The organism is Streptomyces chengmaiensis (assembly GCF_029846775.1).
GTDB classification, from domain to species: domain Bacteria; phylum Actinomycetota; class Actinomycetes; order Streptomycetales; family Streptomycetaceae; genus Streptomyces; species Streptomyces chengmaiensis.
Genome location: NZ_JARWBG010000010.1, coordinates 90,655 through 108,261, shown reverse-complemented (window position 1 = coordinate 108,261; position 17,607 = coordinate 90,655). Strand labels below are relative to the sequence as shown.

General features: G+C 70.4%; 15 protein-coding genes. 3 read left to right on the top strand and 12 right to left on the bottom strand.

The genetic code is table 11. The annotated features are described in order from the left end of the window. Window positions 1-2 precede the first annotated feature (2 nt). From QCN29_RS11455 to QCN29_RS11415, 9 genes are all read right to left on the bottom strand, one after another. Window positions 3-896, bottom strand: a complete 894-nt coding sequence (locus QCN29_RS11455) for a phage distal tail protein (protein WP_279927743.1) — start codon at window positions 894-896, stop codon at window positions 3-5. Further along, a complete protein-coding gene (locus QCN29_RS11450; RefSeq protein WP_279927742.1) occupies window positions 896-5,959 on the bottom strand; it encodes a phage tail tape measure protein in 5,064 nt (1,687 codons plus the stop codon). The genes QCN29_RS11455 and QCN29_RS11450 overlap by 1 nt, the downstream gene beginning before the upstream one ends. A gap of 9 nt (window positions 5,960-5,968) precedes the next feature. Then, a complete protein-coding gene (locus tag QCN29_RS11445; protein WP_279927741.1) occupies window positions 5,969-6,403 on the bottom strand; it encodes a hypothetical protein in 435 nt (144 codons plus the stop codon). After that, window positions 6,334-6,870 (bottom strand): hypothetical protein, encoded by a 537-nt coding sequence (locus QCN29_RS11440; RefSeq protein ID WP_279927740.1) that lies wholly within the window; start codon window positions 6,868-6,870, stop codon window positions 6,334-6,336. Before QCN29_RS11440 ends, QCN29_RS11445 begins: the two co-directional genes overlap by 70 nt. Beyond that, complete coding sequence (locus QCN29_RS11435) at window positions 6,870-7,367, bottom strand: phage tail tube protein (RefSeq protein WP_279927739.1); 498 nt, start codon at window positions 7,365-7,367, stop codon at window positions 6,870-6,872. Before QCN29_RS11435 ends, QCN29_RS11440 begins: the two co-directional genes overlap by 1 nt. 72 nt (window positions 7,368-7,439) lie before the next feature. Next, complete coding sequence (locus QCN29_RS11430) at window positions 7,440-7,862, bottom strand: hypothetical protein (protein WP_279927738.1); 423 nt, start codon at window positions 7,860-7,862, stop codon at window positions 7,440-7,442. Continuing rightward, window positions 7,859-8,293: an HK97 gp10 family phage protein gene (locus QCN29_RS11425; protein ID WP_279927737.1), complete on the bottom strand. Its 435-nt coding sequence runs from the start codon at window positions 8,291-8,293 to the stop codon at window positions 7,859-7,861. The genes QCN29_RS11430 and QCN29_RS11425 overlap by 4 nt, the downstream gene beginning before the upstream one ends. Continuing rightward, a complete protein-coding gene (locus tag QCN29_RS11420) occupies window positions 8,293-8,709 on the bottom strand; it encodes a DUF6093 family protein (protein WP_279927736.1) in 417 nt (138 codons plus the stop codon). Before QCN29_RS11420 ends, QCN29_RS11425 begins: the two co-directional genes overlap by 1 nt. Further along, the gene (locus QCN29_RS11415; protein ID WP_279927735.1) at window positions 8,699-9,061 is read right to left on the bottom strand and encodes a hypothetical protein; all 363 of its coding nucleotides are present in this window, start codon (window positions 9,059-9,061) and stop codon (window positions 8,699-8,701) included. The genes QCN29_RS11420 and QCN29_RS11415 overlap by 11 nt, the downstream gene beginning before the upstream one ends. Window positions 9,062-9,240: 179 nt before the next feature. Here QCN29_RS11415 and QCN29_RS11410 point away from each other — a divergent pair, with 179 nt between their 5' ends. Beyond that, complete coding sequence (locus QCN29_RS11410; RefSeq protein ID WP_279927734.1) at window positions 9,241-9,783, top strand: hypothetical protein; 543 nt, start codon at window positions 9,241-9,243, stop codon at window positions 9,781-9,783. 19 nt (window positions 9,784-9,802) lie between these two features. Here QCN29_RS11410 and QCN29_RS11405 read toward each other — a convergent pair whose 3' ends face one another. The 3 genes from QCN29_RS11405 to QCN29_RS11395 form a co-directional block, all read right to left on the bottom strand. Continuing rightward, window positions 9,803-10,327, bottom strand: coding sequence for a DUF3558 domain-containing protein (locus tag QCN29_RS11405; RefSeq protein WP_279927732.1), 525 nt, complete (start codon window positions 10,325-10,327; stop codon window positions 9,803-9,805). A 230-nt stretch (window positions 10,328-10,557) separates the two neighbouring features. After that, window positions 10,558-11,781, bottom strand: a complete 1,224-nt coding sequence (locus QCN29_RS11400; RefSeq protein WP_279927812.1) for a damage-control phosphatase ARMT1 family protein — start codon at window positions 11,779-11,781, stop codon at window positions 10,558-10,560. Window positions 11,782-11,804: 23 nt separating this feature from the next. After that, window positions 11,805-15,332 (bottom strand): NB-ARC domain-containing protein, encoded by a 3,528-nt coding sequence (locus tag QCN29_RS11395; protein ID WP_279927731.1) that lies wholly within the window; start codon window positions 15,330-15,332, stop codon window positions 11,805-11,807. 271 nt (window positions 15,333-15,603) lie between these two features. Between QCN29_RS11395 and QCN29_RS11390 the strand changes: the two genes are divergently transcribed. Together QCN29_RS11390 and QCN29_RS11385 are read left to right on the top strand one after the other, a co-directional pair. Further along, a complete protein-coding gene (locus QCN29_RS11390) occupies window positions 15,604-16,281 on the top strand; it encodes a class I SAM-dependent methyltransferase (RefSeq protein ID WP_279927730.1) in 678 nt (225 codons plus the stop codon). Then, complete coding sequence (locus tag QCN29_RS11385; protein WP_279927729.1) at window positions 16,278-17,594, top strand: N,N-dimethylformamidase beta subunit family domain-containing protein; 1,317 nt, start codon at window positions 16,278-16,280, stop codon at window positions 17,592-17,594. Before QCN29_RS11390 ends, QCN29_RS11385 begins: the two co-directional genes overlap by 4 nt. Window positions 17,595-17,607: the final 13 nt, after the last annotated feature.

The window sequence follows — 17,607 nt, the reverse complement described above, 5'->3', positions numbered from 1 at the left end:
TTTCACAAGGCGGCGTAGGCAGCTCGCCAGGTCACGGCCAGGCGGGTGGCGCTGGTGTATTCGCGGGCGGTCCACCACAGCTCGCTGCTGCCGGGCGGGATGGTGAACGTGTCGAGGCGGGAGGCCGCCGACAGAGCGGGGGCGAGGTTGCCGGTGCCGTTCCTCAGCGCCCAGCGGGTGCCGGGACGGGTCTCGATGTCGATGTGCTCGCCGGTCTTGAGCGCGACGGCCAGCTCGAGGACGCGGCCGGTCTGCACGTGGCGGATGCGGGGGTTGGTGCACGGGCCGGTGATACGGATCGACGGCCAGGCCGGCAGGTCTCCGTCGTTGTGGACCCGGCCTCGCCGCTCGTCGGGGATCGCCACGCCGGTCGTCAGCGGGGCGACCAGCGGCGCGCGGAGCCCGCCCAGGCCGTCGGCGGACAGGGCCAGCGTCAGAGCGGAGGCGTCGTCGGCGTGGAAGCGCGGGTCGAGCGCGGCGAACTCGATGTCCAGGGGGATCCAGCCGTGCAGCGTGCTCGACGCGCTGGCGGCCTCCACGCGGCGCAGCCGCCCGTACAGGCGGCGCGTCGTACGGCCCGGCCAGCACAGCCGCAGTACCGTCTGCGCTCCGGGGCCCGTACGCACCGCCGGGTCGTCGGCCGCGCGGTGGAGGCGGGCGAGCAGGTCGAGGGCGCGAGCCGGGTCGCCCGGCGTACGGATGCCGGCCTCGATGCGGACCGTACGCGGCCCGTACAGGTCGACGCCGGGGAAGGCGCCATCCCCGGCGGGGTTGTCCACATCCTGTGTACGAAGTTCGGGGACGCCCAGCCCCTCGACATCTCCGACTGGAATGTCGGTTCCAGGGCCGAGGACGACACCGGCGACCTCGATCTGCCACTCGGTGAGTTCAGGCATCAAAGTCGGCCTCCTCTCTGGGCGTTGCGGAGGCGGCGCATGACCTCGGCGCCGATCTGCTGCGGGGTGGCCTGGGTCGAGGTGACGGTGACGGGCATGGTGCCGATGAGCGGCTGGCGTTCGCGTACGACGACGACCTGGACCGGTCCGGCCGGGCGGGCGTCGACCGTGTGGACTGGAGAGGGCGCGGCCGGCGGGGCGGCGAGCTGGAGGCCGAAGCGCTGGGCCACATCGGCGAGGACGGTCGTCGCGGCGGCGCGCTTGGCCGGCGCGAGGGGGATGAATGCCTCGCCGCCCGTGCTCGCCTCCGCGAACTTGATCAGCGCGGTGGGCGAGGAGTAGACGCCTGGCTCCCAGATTCCGCCGTTCGCGTACGCCAGGCCCTTGTTGGCCTTCGCGAGGTCGGAGAGGAACATGGTCGCGCGGGCGCCGAGCGCGGACCGGATGCGGGACTGGCCGAGGTTGCCGACCTCGATGATCCGGTCCTCCTCCAGGCCGGTCGTGTCCGCGACCTTGTGGATGCCGGTGGTGCTCGTCCTGACCGCGCTGATGATGGTCAGCAGGTCCGTGAGGTCCTCGGCCGCGAGGGTCTTGGCGGCCGCCCTCGCCACATCGTTGGCCTGCCGCGCCCGCTTCGGGTTCTTCACGGCCTCGGCGGCCAGCTTCTCCGCCGCCTCGTCGCCCTGTTCGGCGAGTCGCGCGGCGAGGTCGCCGTAGCCGAGGGAAGCGAGCTTGGCCAGGTTCTGCTCGAAGGTGCTCTGGTCCTTCACGGTCTGGCGGAGCTGTGCGGTGAAGTCTCCGAGGGTCGTCTTCGCGACGAGGCCCAGCCGTTGAAGGTCGGAGGCCATCTCCTTGAGGTACTTCGACGAGCCGGTGGCCATCTTGTGGGTCAGCTCGATGCCGTCTTCGCCCATGGCTTCGAGTGCGTCGGCCACGTCCTGGCCGGCGCGCCGGGCGACGGTGCGCAGGTCCTTGCGCCACCGCTCGGTCCGCCTCATCGCCTTGTCGAGGTTCTTCTCGAACCTCCCCAGGTCGAAGACCTCGACCTCCTTGCCTTTCCGCTTTACGGTGCGCATGGAGTCCGACCGGATGGACGACACCGACACCAGCTCGCTCCTGCCACCGGAGGGGGCGTACGCCCAGCCGGACAGGCCGCCGTCCGCGTACCAGGTGACGTCGCCGCCGAAGCGCCGGACGACCTCCTCGACGATCGTCTTGCTGCGGGGGCGCTTGCTCGCGGCGAGCGGTACGTACGCCTCGCCCTGGGTCTCCGGCTCGGCCCACACCCGCCAGGAGCCGGCCGGGGCGATTTGCGCGACGTGGTTCTCCCGGACGCCGCCGACGACGTAGTACGAGACGACGGCGCCGTCCGCGTAGGAACCCGGCGTGCGCCTGTTGAGGTTGCGGGTCTCGCCAGTGGGCGAGACGAGGTACTGCTCGACACGGCGTGTCGTGATCGTGACTGTCTTTCCGCGCAGGCTGTCGATCGCTCCCTGGATGGTGCCGAGGGCGCTCAGCGGGGGCTGCACCGGGACAGTGATCTCGGCCTTGCCCTTCGGCATGTTCGTCACCTTGAAGCCGAGATCCTCCAACGCCTGGCGGGCTTCGGCTGTAGGCGCGCTAACGGTGATCGTCTTGGCGTCGGGGCTTTTGATCAGCTCGGCTTCGACAGTCCTCAGGCTGGCGATCGCGCCGACAGTCGCGGCGTTGACCTTGACCGTCTTCCGGTCGGGGGTCTGCCCGAGCTGGTCAATGAGCGCCTTGAGCGCGTCGCGGGCCGACTTCGTCGGTGCCGTGATCTTGATCTGTCGGGTGCCGGCGACAGTCTCGATCGTGAAGCCAAGCTCCTCGAGGTCCTTCTGCGCCTGCTCGCTGAGGGAGTCCACGCGGATCGTGGACTGCTTCGGGAAGCGGTCGAACTCGGCCTGCACGGCAAGGAGATCCGCGAGCGTGGAGTCCATGCCCTCGGTCTCCAGCAGCAGCGACACCTTGGACGGCAGCAGGCCGAGGCTGTCCGCGACCGCCTCTGCCTGCTCGGGCAGCAGCCCGTAGCCCTGGGCGGCTTTGACCGCGGCCGCGCGGGCCTTGTCCATCTGCTCGCGGGCGGCGGCCAGGGACTCGGGTAGCGACGTGCCGTTCTGCTGGGCGAGGGCGTACGCCGAGACCGCGGCGTCGGCGGCGGCGTCGCTCAGGGACGTGAGGGACTGGTAGAGCTGCTGGCCGTTGCGGGTCGTGGTGTTCAGCGTGCCGTTGTTGTTCAACAGGGCCTTGCCGTACCCGTCGGCCTTGTCGATTCCGTCGTCCAGGGCCTCGTTCACGTTGAGGATGGCGCTGTTGACGCGCGCCTCGGCGGCCTGGAGGGAGATGCTGCCGCCGGAGAGCAGATCGAGGGCGTCCTTGAGCGCGCGGGTGCGGGTGTCGGCGTCGGCCGTCCGGTCGGCCAGGGCACCGACGGCGGCCTTGAGCTTGTCGTAGGCGGTGACGCCCTGACCGGTGCCCCGCTGAGCTTCGGCGAGGTCCTTGGCGCGTTGGACGGACTCGTCCATCTCTCCCTTGACGCCGTCCAGGGCATCGGCGGCGTCCTGCGCTCTGCGGCCCAGGACGTCGTAGCCCTGCCAGGTGTCGCCGAACTCGTTGGTCTGCCACACGTCGTCGTGCGCGTCGGCGACTGCCTGCAGCCGACCCTGGAGGCCATCCAGGGTCTGGCCCTGTCCGAGGTAGGCGTCGGTGAGCTCGGACAGTGAGACGCCCGCGTTCTTCATGACGTCGACCAGGCGCTGGCCTCCGTCGGCCGTCTTCGTGTCCATCAGGAACTGCGCGGCCTGGGCTCGGACGTTGGCGTCGATGGCACCGTTGGAGGCGAGCAGCGCCTCGGTCAGATCGCTGATCCGCTGTTCGTGCGCGGCCGCCCTCTCGGCGGCCTTCTGCTGCCGGTCGGCGAGAAGGCCGAGCCCGACGGCGACACCGGTCAGCGCCAGCCCCCAAGGGCCGCCCATGACGCCGACCAGACCGCGCATCGCGCCGGTCAGGCCGGTGCCGGCGGCCCGGGTGATGCCGCTGAGGGTGCCCCGGAAGCCCGATCCGGCCGTGGACGCGGAGCGGAACGAGGCCGTCATCGCGCCGATGACCGGGACCCGGGTCTGCAGGACCGCGAAGGCCGCTCCGTAGCGGGTCACCGACTGCCCCGAGGCCGTGGCCAGAGCGCGCTGTAGGGCCATCTGCTGGTTGAGGGACTGGAACGCCCCGGTCACCCGGCCACGGACGGTGGAGGCCAGGTTGGACATCACCGGGCTGACACGGCGAGCCAGCAGCATGGCGAGAATCGCCGTCTGGACAGGGCCGGGCAGGGAGCCGAACCCGGAGACCAGGTTGCCGATGATGCTCCCGATCGGTACCAGGACGCCGGAGAGGTACGCGACCGCAGAGGCAGCGGCGTCCAGCACCATCACGACGATGTCGAGGGAGTTGGCGGCGCCGTCCGACTCGTCACTCACGTCCGCGAGAGCTCTGCCGATGGGGCTCAGCCCGTCCGCCAGGTTGTCCAGCACCGTCATCAGGGCCTTGCCGACGTTGATGAGGAGGTGCAGCCCGTCGGCGAGGGCTTCTTCGCCCAGGGCCTTCAGCGGGCCGAGAAGCTGCTCCGCCTCGTCGATCAGGCCACCCAGGCCCTGGTGGGCCCGCTGCCTGAGCTCGGGCCCGTACAGGGTCGCCAGATCGTGCCCATACTCGATGGCGGTAACGAGGTACGGCGTCGCGGACGACAGGCCCTGCGTCATGAGCCGGGTCACGTACTCCAGGCCCGGTGCCATCGCGTCGTACAGCGCGAGGCCGGTCTGCCGCGTCTGCTTCCGCAGCAGCGTCATCGCACCCGCCAGCCCCTGGCCGCGGGCGGCGGTGATCTGCGCGGCCGCGCCCGTCTCGCGTACGGCGAGGTTGAGCGCGTCGAAGGACTCGGTGCCCTGGTGCGCGAGCGCGATGGCGCCGGACATGGCGGGCTTGCCCATCGCCCTCTTCACCGCGGCGGTGAAGTCCTGCTGCGACATCTCGTGCTGGGCGCGGCTCAGCTCCTCGATGACGTACCGCAGGCCCTTGAACCGGCCCTGCGCGTCCCACGCCTCGATGCCAAGGGCCTTCAGCCCCCTACGCATGTCCTTGGTGGGCGCGGCGAGGTTGGCCATCATGCCGCGCAGCGCGGTGCCGGCGGTCTGGCCGAGGATGCCCGCCTTGCCCAGCATGCCGACCGCGGAGGCGGCGTCCTCCATGCTCACGCCGAGGCCGGCGGCGACCGGTCCGGCGTACCGCATGGCGTAGTAGATGTCGATGATGCCGCCGGAGGCGTTGTTCGCGGTGGCGGCGAGGATGTCGGAGGCGCGGGCGGCTTGGTCGGCGCCGAGGCCGAACTGGTCCATGATGTCGCCGAGGTAGCGGGCCGAGTCGGCGGCGTTGACCCCGGCTGCGGAGGCGAGCTGGAGCGAGGCGCGGGTTGCGGAGATGGCCTGGTCGGTACGGAAGCCCGCCTTCGCCAGTTCCACCATCGCCTCGGCGGCGTCGGCTGCGGTGGTGGTCGGGAGGGTCAGGTCGTTGCCGAGTTGGTTGGCCATCCAGGCGGCGCGCTGCATCTGCCCGGCGGTGGCGCTGGTCACCGCCTGGAAGATGTTCATCTGCCGCTGGTAGCGGTTGCCCTCCTCGACCAGCTGGCCAGTGCCCAGGAAGAGCGCCCCTCCGGCGAGGAGGCGGCTGAGCGCGCCCGCCTGCCGGCCGGCGCCCTTGAGGGAGCGCTCCAGTACGCCGGCGTCGCTGCCCGCGCGGCGCAGGCGGTCGCCGGTCTGGCCACCCCGGGTGCCGAGGGCCCCGAGGCGGGCGGCGGTGGCCTGGGCACGCGCGCCGAGGAGGTCGACCTGCCGGGCGGTACGTCGGCTGGACGCGTCGAGCGCGGCGAGGCGGCGGTCGAGTTCCCGGGTGCGGCGGCCCAGGTCGCGTGCGGCGTCGGCGGCCGAACGCAGCCCGGAGATCAGGCTGTTGGCCTGCGCCGTCAGCTGGACGGTGAGGTTGTACGTCGCCATCCGGCCGGATCACCGCCCGTTCGGCGGGTCGTCGCCATGCAGCGCGTCGTACGCCTGCCGGGGCAGGAGGGTGATCTTGATGCCGTAGCCGGGGCGGCCCTCGGGTACCTGGTCGCGCTCCTGTGCGATCAGCTCGCAGCCCGGGCAACGCACGGTGTCGGTGACGTACGCGTGCTGGTGGCCGCCCTTGGCCGGATCCCACTCCTCCGCCCGCGTACGGCAGTCCGGGCAAAGCGTGCGCTGCCACCCCTGCCAGGCCAGGGCCTTGGCCCGGTCCAGGTCGCTCCAGCGGCCGTCCCCGCCGAGGAGCCGCGAGTGCGGGATGCCGTACCGCTCGCACAGCTCCAGCTCGGCCCGCAGCCGCGGGTCGGCCGTCAGCCTTTTCCCAGGTCGGCGGCCTTGTCTGCCCTGCCCTCCTGCTGCACCTCCCAGGCCGCCTCCCACAGGGCGTTCGCGTCCGGCGCCGACCAGGAGTCGAGAAGCTCGCGGGCCTCGGCCTCGCTCATGCCGTCCGTGCTGGAGGCGGCGATCAGCGCGGCTGGGAAGGTGTCGGGGTTGAACGCGGCTCCGTCGGCGGCCTGTTCGTCGGTCGGCGGATGCGCGTGGATGAGCTCCTCGAGGACTGGGCGCGGCAGCGCGCGGAAGGTGAGGTAGACCGACGCCCTGTCGAGTGCCTCGCGCGCCGTCTCGCAGCGCTCGGCGGCGACGCGGGCCCGCTCGGCGAACACGCCGTTGCCCGCGTCGCTCTCGGCCAGCAGCCGGGCCCGGTCGGCGGCCCGTCTGGCCTCGTCATACTCTGTCCGGCGCGCTGCGTCGTCGCAGATCCGAAGAACGCGCTCTGGAAGCGAGCGGCGGCGCAGCCGCTCCATCTTCTGCTCCCACGACACCGCGCCCCTGCCCTCGGCGGCCATCAGGCGGTCCCCGTTGAAGCGGCCGGGACAGCGGCGTCGAGCGCCGGCGGGGAGGTGATTGAGAAGATCGCCTGGAACTTCGCCGCCTCGTTGCCCGCGTTGTACTGCGCGGCGCGGGACGCAACCTGCACAGGGAAGGTGTCCATCGACTTCGACCCGGGGACGTCGCCCTTGCGCAGGAAGACGACGAAGCCGATCGCACCCTTGGGCAGCAGGGTCTCGATGGTGTCGCTGAGCTGGTCCTCGTAGAAGGTGATCGAGGAGTTGTCGGCCTTGTCGTTCCCCGGGATCGAGGACGAGAAGGTCGACGCCATGTCCGGCGTCTCGATCGCCTCGTTCGTCAGCGACCAGCCGTCGACATCGCTGATCGCCTCGGTCAGATCGCTCGCGTTCGGCGCGGACAACTCCGCACGGGTGGGGATCAAGGTCTCGGCGGCGACATCCTTCAGCCAGAGGATCTTGGTGATGCCGCGCCGCATGAAGCGCTGCTGAGCCACGGGCACTCCCAGAAGGGTGCTGCGCCGGGCTCGTCGGCCGGGCGTCCGCGTGGCTCCGCGGTGAGAAGAGGATCAGGCAGGCGTCACGGTGATCGTGAATCGCTGCACGTAGGTAACGATACTGCCCTGCGAACCGTCAACCGGTTCTCCATCGGCGTCGTAGGTCAACTCGCGGTCGATCACGCGCATCCCGGGAACCACGAGGTGCCTCAGCCAGCCGGCGACCACCACCCGCACCCGGTCACCGAGCCACTGCACCTGATCGGCCCGCTCGCCAACGCTCGTCGCCTGGTACGTCCACGCCGCGTCGGCCTGCCAGTCGCCGAACGACGGACCGGAGAACTCACCGGGCAGGCTGTCGAGGATCAGATACGGGAAGGCCGCAGCCTGTCCGTCCGCCGTCCGCGGCAGCACTCCAAGCCCACACGGCCGCCCCGTGCCGACGGCGAACACGTCGACGAGCGCCCGCGTCAGCGGCAGCCGAGGCGGGCTCACCGCGGCAGCACCCCCTTGCGCAGGGCCTCCAGAAACCCGGGCTCGGTCTGCCGGAACGCGGGCTCGATGTGTGGATAGGGCGGCTGCCGGTACTGGCGCCCCAACCGGTCAGCGCCGACGAACCCGTACTCCAGCCGTCGCGACTGCGGCGCGTCCGTGAACACCACCGCGCTCACGCGCCCTCCGCCCCCGGCTGCTGTCACCTTCACGTCCCAGGAAGCCCGGTACTGGCCAGTGATCACGTTCGGCCCCGGCCGCCCAGAGGCGTTCTTCTGGATCCGCACCCGCAGCAGCATCGCGTGGTGCCGCGTGATCGCCCGCGTACGAGCCCGAACAGCCGCCCCCATCCCCGACAGCGCCGCCGCCAGCTCGATCGGGTCACGGAACGCCGTCGCGTCGGGGTGGGCGTTGGGGTGTGGGTTCACCGCCATCAGCCGATCACCTCCAAGCGCACGACGCGCACCACCGCGAACGTACCGACCGCGACCTCCGCCACCCGGAACCGGCGCCCGACGAGCAGCTCGTCGCGCGCGGACCGGGAAACACTCAACACGTCGCCGGGCATCATCGGCGGCGCCGACAACGGCAGCAGCGCCTGGTACGCGGTCGAACCGGGGAGCGCGGCGGGAGCCCCATCCAGGGGCGGGACGGGCGAAAGCTGTCCGGGCCGTACGATCGCCCCTGACCCTTCCCACAGCAGAACCGCCACCCCGTCTTCAGGCTTCAACGCTCCGGTCTGCTCGTCCAGTTCGTCGCCAGAGGCGCCGTCCGAATCCCGCCACAGCTGAACCTCGTCGTCGAGCAGCCCCTCCACGACCCGCCGCACCCCCGACAGATCAAGCGCCACGGGCCCACTCCGTCAACTGGCGCATCACCGCCGCCGTACCGCCGCCCGGCACGTTCTCCAGGTCCATCCGTGCCAGGGCCGCACGCTCCACCTCCAACGGGTCCAACGCCTCCAGAAACGCGGCGGCCGCCGGGCCGGGGTCCGGGGGCGCGCCGACCTCGACCCGAGCGAGGAGATCCAGTTCGGCGGGCCATGTCCCGGTCGGGCGCAGATGCAGCACCACGCGTGGCACATCGTGAGCATCAGCGTGCAGATCCACGGCAGCGACGTCCTCGCTCACGTCCCTGCCGTCTACAGCGAGGGCATACGCACGCCCGTCGAAGGTCATCTGGAAGCGATTCGGCGTCGTCACCAGCGGAGCCTAAGCTCCGGTTCGTCTCTATCAAGCCGAACGAGCTGCGCAGGATAGCCCTCCGGACACACCGATGGGCCAGTTTCCGTGTGTCCCAGCGTGCCGCGCGGCCGTGAACACATCGTGGCTTCATGACTGACGTCGTTCCCTACGCGGTCGCAGTACGAGGCGCGGCCGAGGTGCTGGTGAAGGCGCTGGTTCTCCGTGACTTCCTGCCGTCTCGTCTGGCTGCTCAGCGTGCCCACACCCCCGGTGGGCGCTCCGTTGAGGAACTGGAGGCCCTGATCGTCGAACGCCGAGCGCTGTCCATCGCCACCCGAATGTGCATGGCACAGGCGGACCACGGTTTCTTCTCTGGGGTTTGGGGCACCTCGATCGCCGGATCGGTCGACAGGGCCGGAGAGCTGATCCTTCGCGAGCGCGCACTCGAGCACGCCTCGCCGTCTGCGGCCAGTGCCAACAGTGGTCGAGCCGCACGGAGAAGGGCTGCACATGATCGGGCCGATGAGCCGCTGCCCGAACTCGCCTTCATGACGATCCGCGAGGTCGCGCGTGCAGCGTGGACCGAAGGACTCGGCCTCGCCAGTCTCGCTGAAGCGGAAGAACTGATCCGCGCTGAGCGTGCCGCCCGGATGGCTGAGTACCGAGGCAGACCCGCCCAGGTGTGCCCGTTCACCCGGCGCGAGTGCCATCCCCTCACGGGTGACACCTCCTGTCGCTGACAGCGGTGAGCGCCGGCCGTCACATCCCCTTGGCACCGCCCCTTTCCAGATTCGCCAACACCTGCTCGGCGACCTTGCGTGCCTGAGCGTTGAGGTCCGGTTCGGACACCATGTGAGCCGGCGAGTACCTCTCGATGAAGAGGAACTGACCGGCACCGATGTCCACCGTGAGCGACGCCCGCCAGTCGTCGCCGTACATCACCTGCTGGGCCGCACCGCGTCCCTTCACTGTGACCGGAACGGCCTTCGTGGGGCTGGGGTCCGTGCCGTCGGCTGTCGCCAGCAGGGCCTCCTCGTTCTTGAACATGGAGACCACGTAGCCGGCCGGGTTGTCCTCATCGGGGGTCATGGAGAAATAGCAGCTGACCTCGCCCTTGCCGGACATCGGCGTCGCCTCCCACACCCCGATGGCCTTCTGCTGGGCCTCTGTAAGTGTGGCTTCGCAGACGGAGCCCTCGGTCACTTTGCCGGTGTTTATGGGTGCTGTAGCCCCGTACTGCCCGGAGTTCGGCTTGGCGGACGTGTCCGGCTGCTGGTCGGACACGGCACACGCCGTCGCCAGAACGGCAAGCGGGACCACGGGCCACATGCGCAACTGCGGACGCACTTTTACTCCCTGTGGTTTCGATAGGACCACACCGTGGGCGTGGGGAAGGTGATCACCCTAACCAGTCACAAGTCGCTGACAGGGAAAGACCATTCGAATCCGGACCACGCGACCGCTCGAAGTGGCCAGATCCGCTCTCCAGCTCGCCCGTACCATGCCCCTCGGAGCTACTTTCGGACCTGGATCAGGGCGTGCGTTCCACTCGTACGCCAGGCCGCCCCGGACCGTTCGAGGTCATCCAGTGTTCCCTGCTGCAGGCCAGCGATGACGTCGGACTTCAGTGTGCGGAGGGCCGCGACGGGACCTGGGAAATAGGCGGTGAGCTCGGCGAACGATGTCGTGGCGTCCCAAAGGCGGTCACCCACCAGGCGACGGTAGTTGAGGTCGCCCTTCAGGATGGTGAGCGTGACGCCCGCGAACTCCTTCCGAAGGTCCTCGGGCATCTCCTCGTACGGCAGCGGAGCGCAGAAGAACGAGTGGGTGCGGACCTCCAGGCTTCCTGCCGCCATGCCCTTCCACAGTCGGCCGCCGATCCGGCCGGCTTCGCCGGGCGCCTCGGTGAGGCGGCGGAGGCAGTCGACCACGTCCGCGGTCATCGCGTCGGAGACGTAGTACGGGTAGGGCTTGACGTGAAGCACGACCCGCTCGGCATGCCGGTGTTCGAGGAGGTGGTCGATGAGGATCAGGTCCGGGATCAGCTCGCGTCCCGCGTTGTCGGCCACCACGGCGACGGTCGCGGAAGCTCCGGCGGGCAGGAGCTGCCACAGCGCGGCGCTGTCGTCGGCGACCAGCGCGGAGGTAGCGACCTCACCGGCTGGGGACTCCCCCGAGGCGCGGAAGCCGAGGTCCGCGCGGTTACCCCAGAGCGAGGCGTGGAGCAGGGCCGTGGCCCGCTCACCGGCCGGAGCGTCGGCGAGCGCGTCCAGGGCCCGGAGCTCCTCCTCCACTGCCTCGCCCCGTAGTTCGGCCTGCTTGAACGGAGCGAAGGGGTCAACTCCCTGCCACGGACCGGTACCGAAGTACCCGACCGCGGCGAGGAGCCTGCGGTAGAAGTAACTCTCCGCCCACAGGAATGGGGCGTCGTACCAGGATCGCCCGAAGTGCCCCCGCCCCCAGTCCGCCCAGCGCCCGTGGTCGGGTTCCTCAGGAGCCAGGGGTTCGACGACGCCGTTGCTGCTCTCGTCCAGCAGGGCGTCGAGGGCTTCGTGCTGCCGACGGCCGTACGGGAAGGCGTCCCGTACCTGCTGAATGAGGGCAGGGTGGCGCTTGGCCAGCACACCCCACGCGAACGAGCCGCGCTCGTTGCTCAGGATGACCGGCGCGGCGGCCGCAGCAGCTGAGCCGGAGGCAACGGCCGTTTCGCGCGAGGCGCGGGAGATCTTCTCTGTCATAGTGTCCAAGCCCTTCGCTTCTCTCACGTGTCCATGATCTCCAGAGCCAGGACCCCGGCCGCGCTCCCTACCAGCACCTCGCCCGTCGAGGGTTCGAAGGCCGCACAATGCAGCGAGGCGTCCACCCTGACCTTGGCGGTCTGCCGCTGCTCACTGAGCGACCACACGCGCACGGTCCCGTCCGCCGCGGCTGACACCAGGCAGTCTTCGTCGCTCATGAAGCCCAGCATGAGGATGCGGCCCGTGTGGCCGGAGAGGTGGGAGGTGAACCGGTCCGTCCCCAGGTGGCGTACCGCGATGTCGCCAGTCCCCGCACCGACCGCTACGCGGTTGCCCGGACCGTCCACGGTGACGGCGCGGGCCCAGCTGCTGGGGCTGCTGAACCGGCTCCTGAACTCCCCGGTGGGGGCGTGCCAGACGCGCACCGAGCCGTCACCACCGCAGGCGGCCAGGAGGTCTCCACTGTCGTCGAAGGAGAGCGACCGCAACCGACCGGCGTGCACGTCCTGGCTCCACAACGGCGTCCCGGTGGGGAGATCCCAGCACCGGATGTGTCCGTCGCCCGTGCTCGCGGCGATACGAGGCGTCGAACGGGCCATCGCCACGGCCCACGTACGCGGGGTGTCCTGGTTCAGGGTGAGTGACCAGGCCGTGTCGGGCAGCGACCAGACCCTGACCGCCCCGTCGCCGCAGGCCGCGGCGACGTGCTCCTCGCCGCAGGCCAGGGACCAGACGCGTCCATGGGCAGCGGGCAGCCTCCGGCTGACTGTCGCGGTCGTGGTGTCGATGACGTCAACGCCGCCGGCCCCGTCGCCGACCACGGCGGTACGTCCGCCGGCCGCGAACTGCGTGGACCACACGGTGTTGGAGCCGCTGGCCAGGGTCCTGAGCCTGCTCTTCCCCACGGTCCAGACGCGAACAGCACCGTCCTCGCATCCGGCGATCACGGTGCCGTCGCCCGTTCTGGCGAGTGAGCGCACCCAGTCCACGCCCTGTGGGAGTAGCGTCTCGCCCACCGGGCTCTCCGCCGAGAACGCCTGGATTCTCGGCTCCTCGGTGGCGGCGACTAGGACGTCGTCGTGCGGGGACAGAGCGACGGCGCGCACGCGCGCCTTGAGGTCCGTGATCCGGCGGACGAGCGCGAGTTTTCCGTCGGCCGTGTCCCACACGGCTACGGAACGGTCACCGGATCCGGAGGCCAGGAGCGAGGAGCCTGGGGCGAAGGCCACGGAGCGAACCCAGTCACGGTGTACCGCGCGTTCGTCCAGGAGGCGGCCGGTGCGCAGGTCGAAGAGGCGGACGAACTCGTCCTCGCCAGCCACGGCCACGAGCGAGTCGGAGTCCCCGCCGATCGCCACGGACCAGACGGGGGTGCCGGCTGCCCGCATCGTCCGCAGGGGCACGAGCCGCTCCAGGTCCCACGCGCATACGGCTCCGTCCTCGGCACCGGAGACCAGGACGGGGTCGGCTGAGGAGAAGGCGAGGCTGCGGATCCGGCGGTTGTGCCCGGGCAGCACCCCGACAGGTTCGCCGGTGTCCGTGCGCCACAGCCGGATCGCCCCGTCGTCTCCCGCCGATGCGAGGACCATCGCATCGGCGGAGAGCGCGGTGGCGAACACCCAACCGGTATGGGCCTCATGGGCTCGAAGGAGCCGACCCGTGTTCAGGTTCCACAGCCTGACCACCCCGTCCTCGCCACCCGACGCCACGAGGTCACGGACGGCGGACACGCTGACGACGGCACCAATGTGACCGCGGTCCGTTACTGCCGCGGAGTTCTCCTCCGGGGGCAGCAGCCACTTCGGGACGAGTACTTGCCCCTCCCCAGCGATGCTGCCCAGGGATCGGGTGGCCTCGGGCAGGGGTGTGCGGCGTAGCACGATCGAGAGCGTCGAGGCGATGTCGGCCGGGGACTCCAGCCCGCTCAGCAGGTACCCGGCGCCGGTCAGGGCACGGGCGGTCGCCCACACTTGGTGCTGCGGGTGGTCGACTTCATGCCGCCCGGGTAGGGCGTCGAGTACGGCGGCGTCCGCAGTCAACGACTGGTGTCCGACGAGTGCGACCTTGCGCATGACGTACGGAGGCGAGGCCAGCAGGCTGACGAGTTCAGCGTCGAGGCCGGCCTCCCGCAGGTGATAGGGAAGATGGCGCCACAGGTACCCCTCGTCCTCGCCCAGGGTCTCCCAGGCGCCGCCCGTACTCTGCCGGTACGCCTCCACCAGGGACCGGTGAAGCGTCGCCCAGTGGTCGCCGATCAGATGGCGCAGGTAGGACCGGAACACGTCGTGCAGCACGATGGCGTTCCGGTCGGCGAGGTAGGCACCGATCAGGGAGCGGTCGGACAGCACTCTGCAGAACTGCCGCACCACGTGGGGAGCCCATCCGTCCACAGTGCCCCACCAGCGAGTGAGTACTGACATGGAGATGGGCATCGATGGAGGGAACACGGCCAGCGAGAGGTACCGGTCCCGCAGGTCCGTGCGCCCGGCGATCGAGACACTCTCCGCAAGGCTACGGAGGCTGGACTCGAGCGCCTGTCCGATGGCGTTCTTGCGCTGGTCGGAGTCCCACACGTCGAACGCCTGAGGACCGTAGGCGCGGATCGCCGCGCTTGTCTCCGTGACGGCGCGACCGGCCGGGGCTCCGGAGCCGACCTCCTGCGAGACGTTCGCCCCGACGATCGACGCGAGCAGGGGCCACCCGCCGCACACGCCCGCGAGGCGCGCGGCCTCGGCATCGTCCAGGGCCCCGACGTTGCGGACGAGCAGTTCCCGGATCTCGCCTGGTGCCATGGGACCCAGACGCACAACTCGGGTGGAGCTTGGGCACACGCGCACGTTCCGCGTGGTCACGAGCCGTACGCAGTCCTCGCCTCCGAGCAGGAACGGGCCGAGGTCGGTGGCGGACCAGACGTTGTCGACGACGAGGAGCGCGCGTCGTCCTTGGAGCAGACGGGCGAGGTGGAATCCGGCCTGCTCGGGATCCGCGAGGGACGGGCGGTTGCCGTCGAGGTGAACGCACAGGTCGGAGATCAGCTCGACGACCCTGGCGGCCGTGCATCCCTCGCCGGTCTCCACCCAGAGGATCTCCGAGAAGGAGTCCCGGACTCGGGGGTCCTGGCACACCTGGGTGGCCAGCGTTGTCTTCCCGAACCCGCCGGGGCCGCACAGGGCAACCGTGGCGACGCTGCCGTCCTGCGCCGCCTCTCGAAGCACGGAGACGAGCCCTTCGAGATCTTCTGACCTGTGCACCAAGCCGGGCTCCGGAACGGGTATCGGGAGGTAGTGGTCCGGTGCCGACGCGACCGAGGGCGTTGGCATTCCGACGGAGTCCCAGAAGCGCTGCCGCACTTCCGTGTCGCTCCGTTCCAACGCCGTATCGAGTAACGCCTGGGAGTCCGGGGCGACGACGATCTCCTCGCCCCGAGCCTCCCAGTTGGACACCGTCCGGTCGCTGACGCCGAGGTAGGACGCGAAGCCACGCACACTCCGACGCGTCGCGAGCCGCAGAGCGCGCGCCTCCCGTCCGGTCCAGCGCTGCACTGTGGCCACCGAAGCTCCTTCGACCGACACCGACGACGGTAACAGGGTAGGGCGGTCTGACCAGCGGCGTAGGGCCTTCGCTGCGACGGGAGTTCAGCACGGATGCGACACCCGGGCCATCCCGGTCAGGTCGGGTCGAGGGCTCACCCGCCGCTCCGGCCAGCGACGGTGCTGCATCGCGAGTGCGACGCCACGGCAGCCCGCTGTCCGGCGACGCTCGGCAGTCTTCTCAGCGCGGAGCACCGCCGCTCCGCAGACGGCCGAGAGGAGTGGTCACAGCGTGACCGGAACTAAGAAGCGACAGGACGGCCCGGGGGACTGGTCCGGAGGCCAGATCGCCTACTACCAAGCGCGAGCCGACGAGTACGACGCCACGTACAGCACCCGCATGGACATGCCCCGGCTCGCAAAGGCCCTGGACTCGCTGCCGGTCGGCGGTGACGTCCTGGAGATCGCCTGCGGCACGGGCCAGTGGACGCGGTTGCTGTCCCGCCGGGCCCGCAGCTTGACCGCGTTGGACGCGGCGCCGGAGATGCTCCGTCGGGCTCGCGGCCGCATGCGGGGCACCGCGACCCGCTTCATCGAGGCGGATGTCTTCGACTGGGAGCCGGACCGTCAGTACGACACGGTCTTCTTCGCCTTCTGGCTCAGTCACGTGCCGCCGATGGAGATGGAGCCCTTCTGGGACCTGCTCAGGTGGGCGCTGATGCCCGGTGGTCGCGTGGTGTTCCTCGACGACTCGCCGGCGAAGGCGGCGATCGAGGACCGGGCGGACGGGATGCCGGTACCGACGGTCCACCGAACTCTGGCCGATGGTTCCCGTCACCTCGCCGTGAAGGTGCTCCGCGACCCCGCCGAGCTCTCCTCCCAGCTGAACGGTCTGGACTGGGAAACCCACGTCGAGGCGATCGACCGCTTCCATCTGGCGGGTGTGGCGCGTCCCAGGGAGAGCGCGTGACCACCATCGACGGCTACCCGACCCGGCCGAGCGTCCGCGCCGGTGACGTGGTCCGCCTGCACATCGCGACGTCCGCCCCGCGGTTCCACGTCGACTTCTACCGTTGGGGAGCGACGCCGGAGCACGCCGGGCACATCGAGTGGCCCGGCCGCGCCGCCTCCCCCGGACGATTCGACGCGGACTGGCAGTGGCCCGCGTACGAGTTCCTCGTACCTCCTGAGTGGCGTTCCGGGGTGTACATCGCGGTGCTCAACACCGAGCGCGCGTCCGGCATACCGTCGCTGGATGCCAGAGAGGCGCGCATCCTGCTGGTCGTCACCCCCTCCGCTCCCTCAGGCCGCAGGGCCCTGTACAAGATCCCGACCTTCACGTATCAGGCGTACAACACCGCAGGTGGAGGCAGCCTCTACAGCGCCTCCCAGGTCACGACGCGCCGCCCCGGAGGCGGTGTCGGCGGGCCGGTGAAGGGCCTGCCTGACGCGTACGACCCGTCGTCGCCCCGGCAGACATTCGCGCACTGGGACGCCCCCTTCATCGCCTGGATGGAGCGGAACCGGATCGAGGCCGACTACTGCACCGACCTGGACCTCCACGACGGGCTGCTCCTGCACGACGGATACCGCCTCCTAGTCTCCGCCGGCCACGATGAATACTGGAGCACCGACCTTCGACGCCACGTGACCGCCTTCCGGGACGCCGGCGGCCACATCGCCAACTTCGGAGCCAACACCTGCTGGTGGCGAGTCGGAGTCACCCCGGACGGAACAGCGCTGTCCTGCGACAAGTTCCCGCCCGGTGCCTCCGCCGACACCGACCCGGACAGCTCGTACGGGTGCCCGGACCACTGGTGGGAGTCGGAGCCGGAGAACGCCCTCCTCGGCGTGAGCTACCGCAACGGCGGTGGTCACTGGGACGGTACCCGCGCTCCCCTCGGGTTCACCGTCACGGATGCCGGCCACTGGGCGTTCTCTGGCACGGGGCTGAGGACGGGCGACAGTCTCGGACACGATGGGGCGCTGATCGGCTATGAATGCGATGGCGCGGCCTACGAGCCCGACGCCGCCGGCCGCCCGTGTCCCACCGGCCAGGACGGCACGCCCAAGGACTTCGAGATCCTCGGCATCGCCGAGCTCCCCTCGGACTGGAACTTTGCCGCTCGTGAGCCGTTGCCTAGTCCCCGTGCGGCCACGCTCGGCCTCTTCACCGCCGCTGGCACAGTCTTCACCGCCGCCACTACCGACTGGGCTCGCCTGCTGGCCACCGACCCCCAAGTGGCAGCGATCACCCGCAACGTCATCACCCGCCTCTCCTGACAGAAAGGATCGT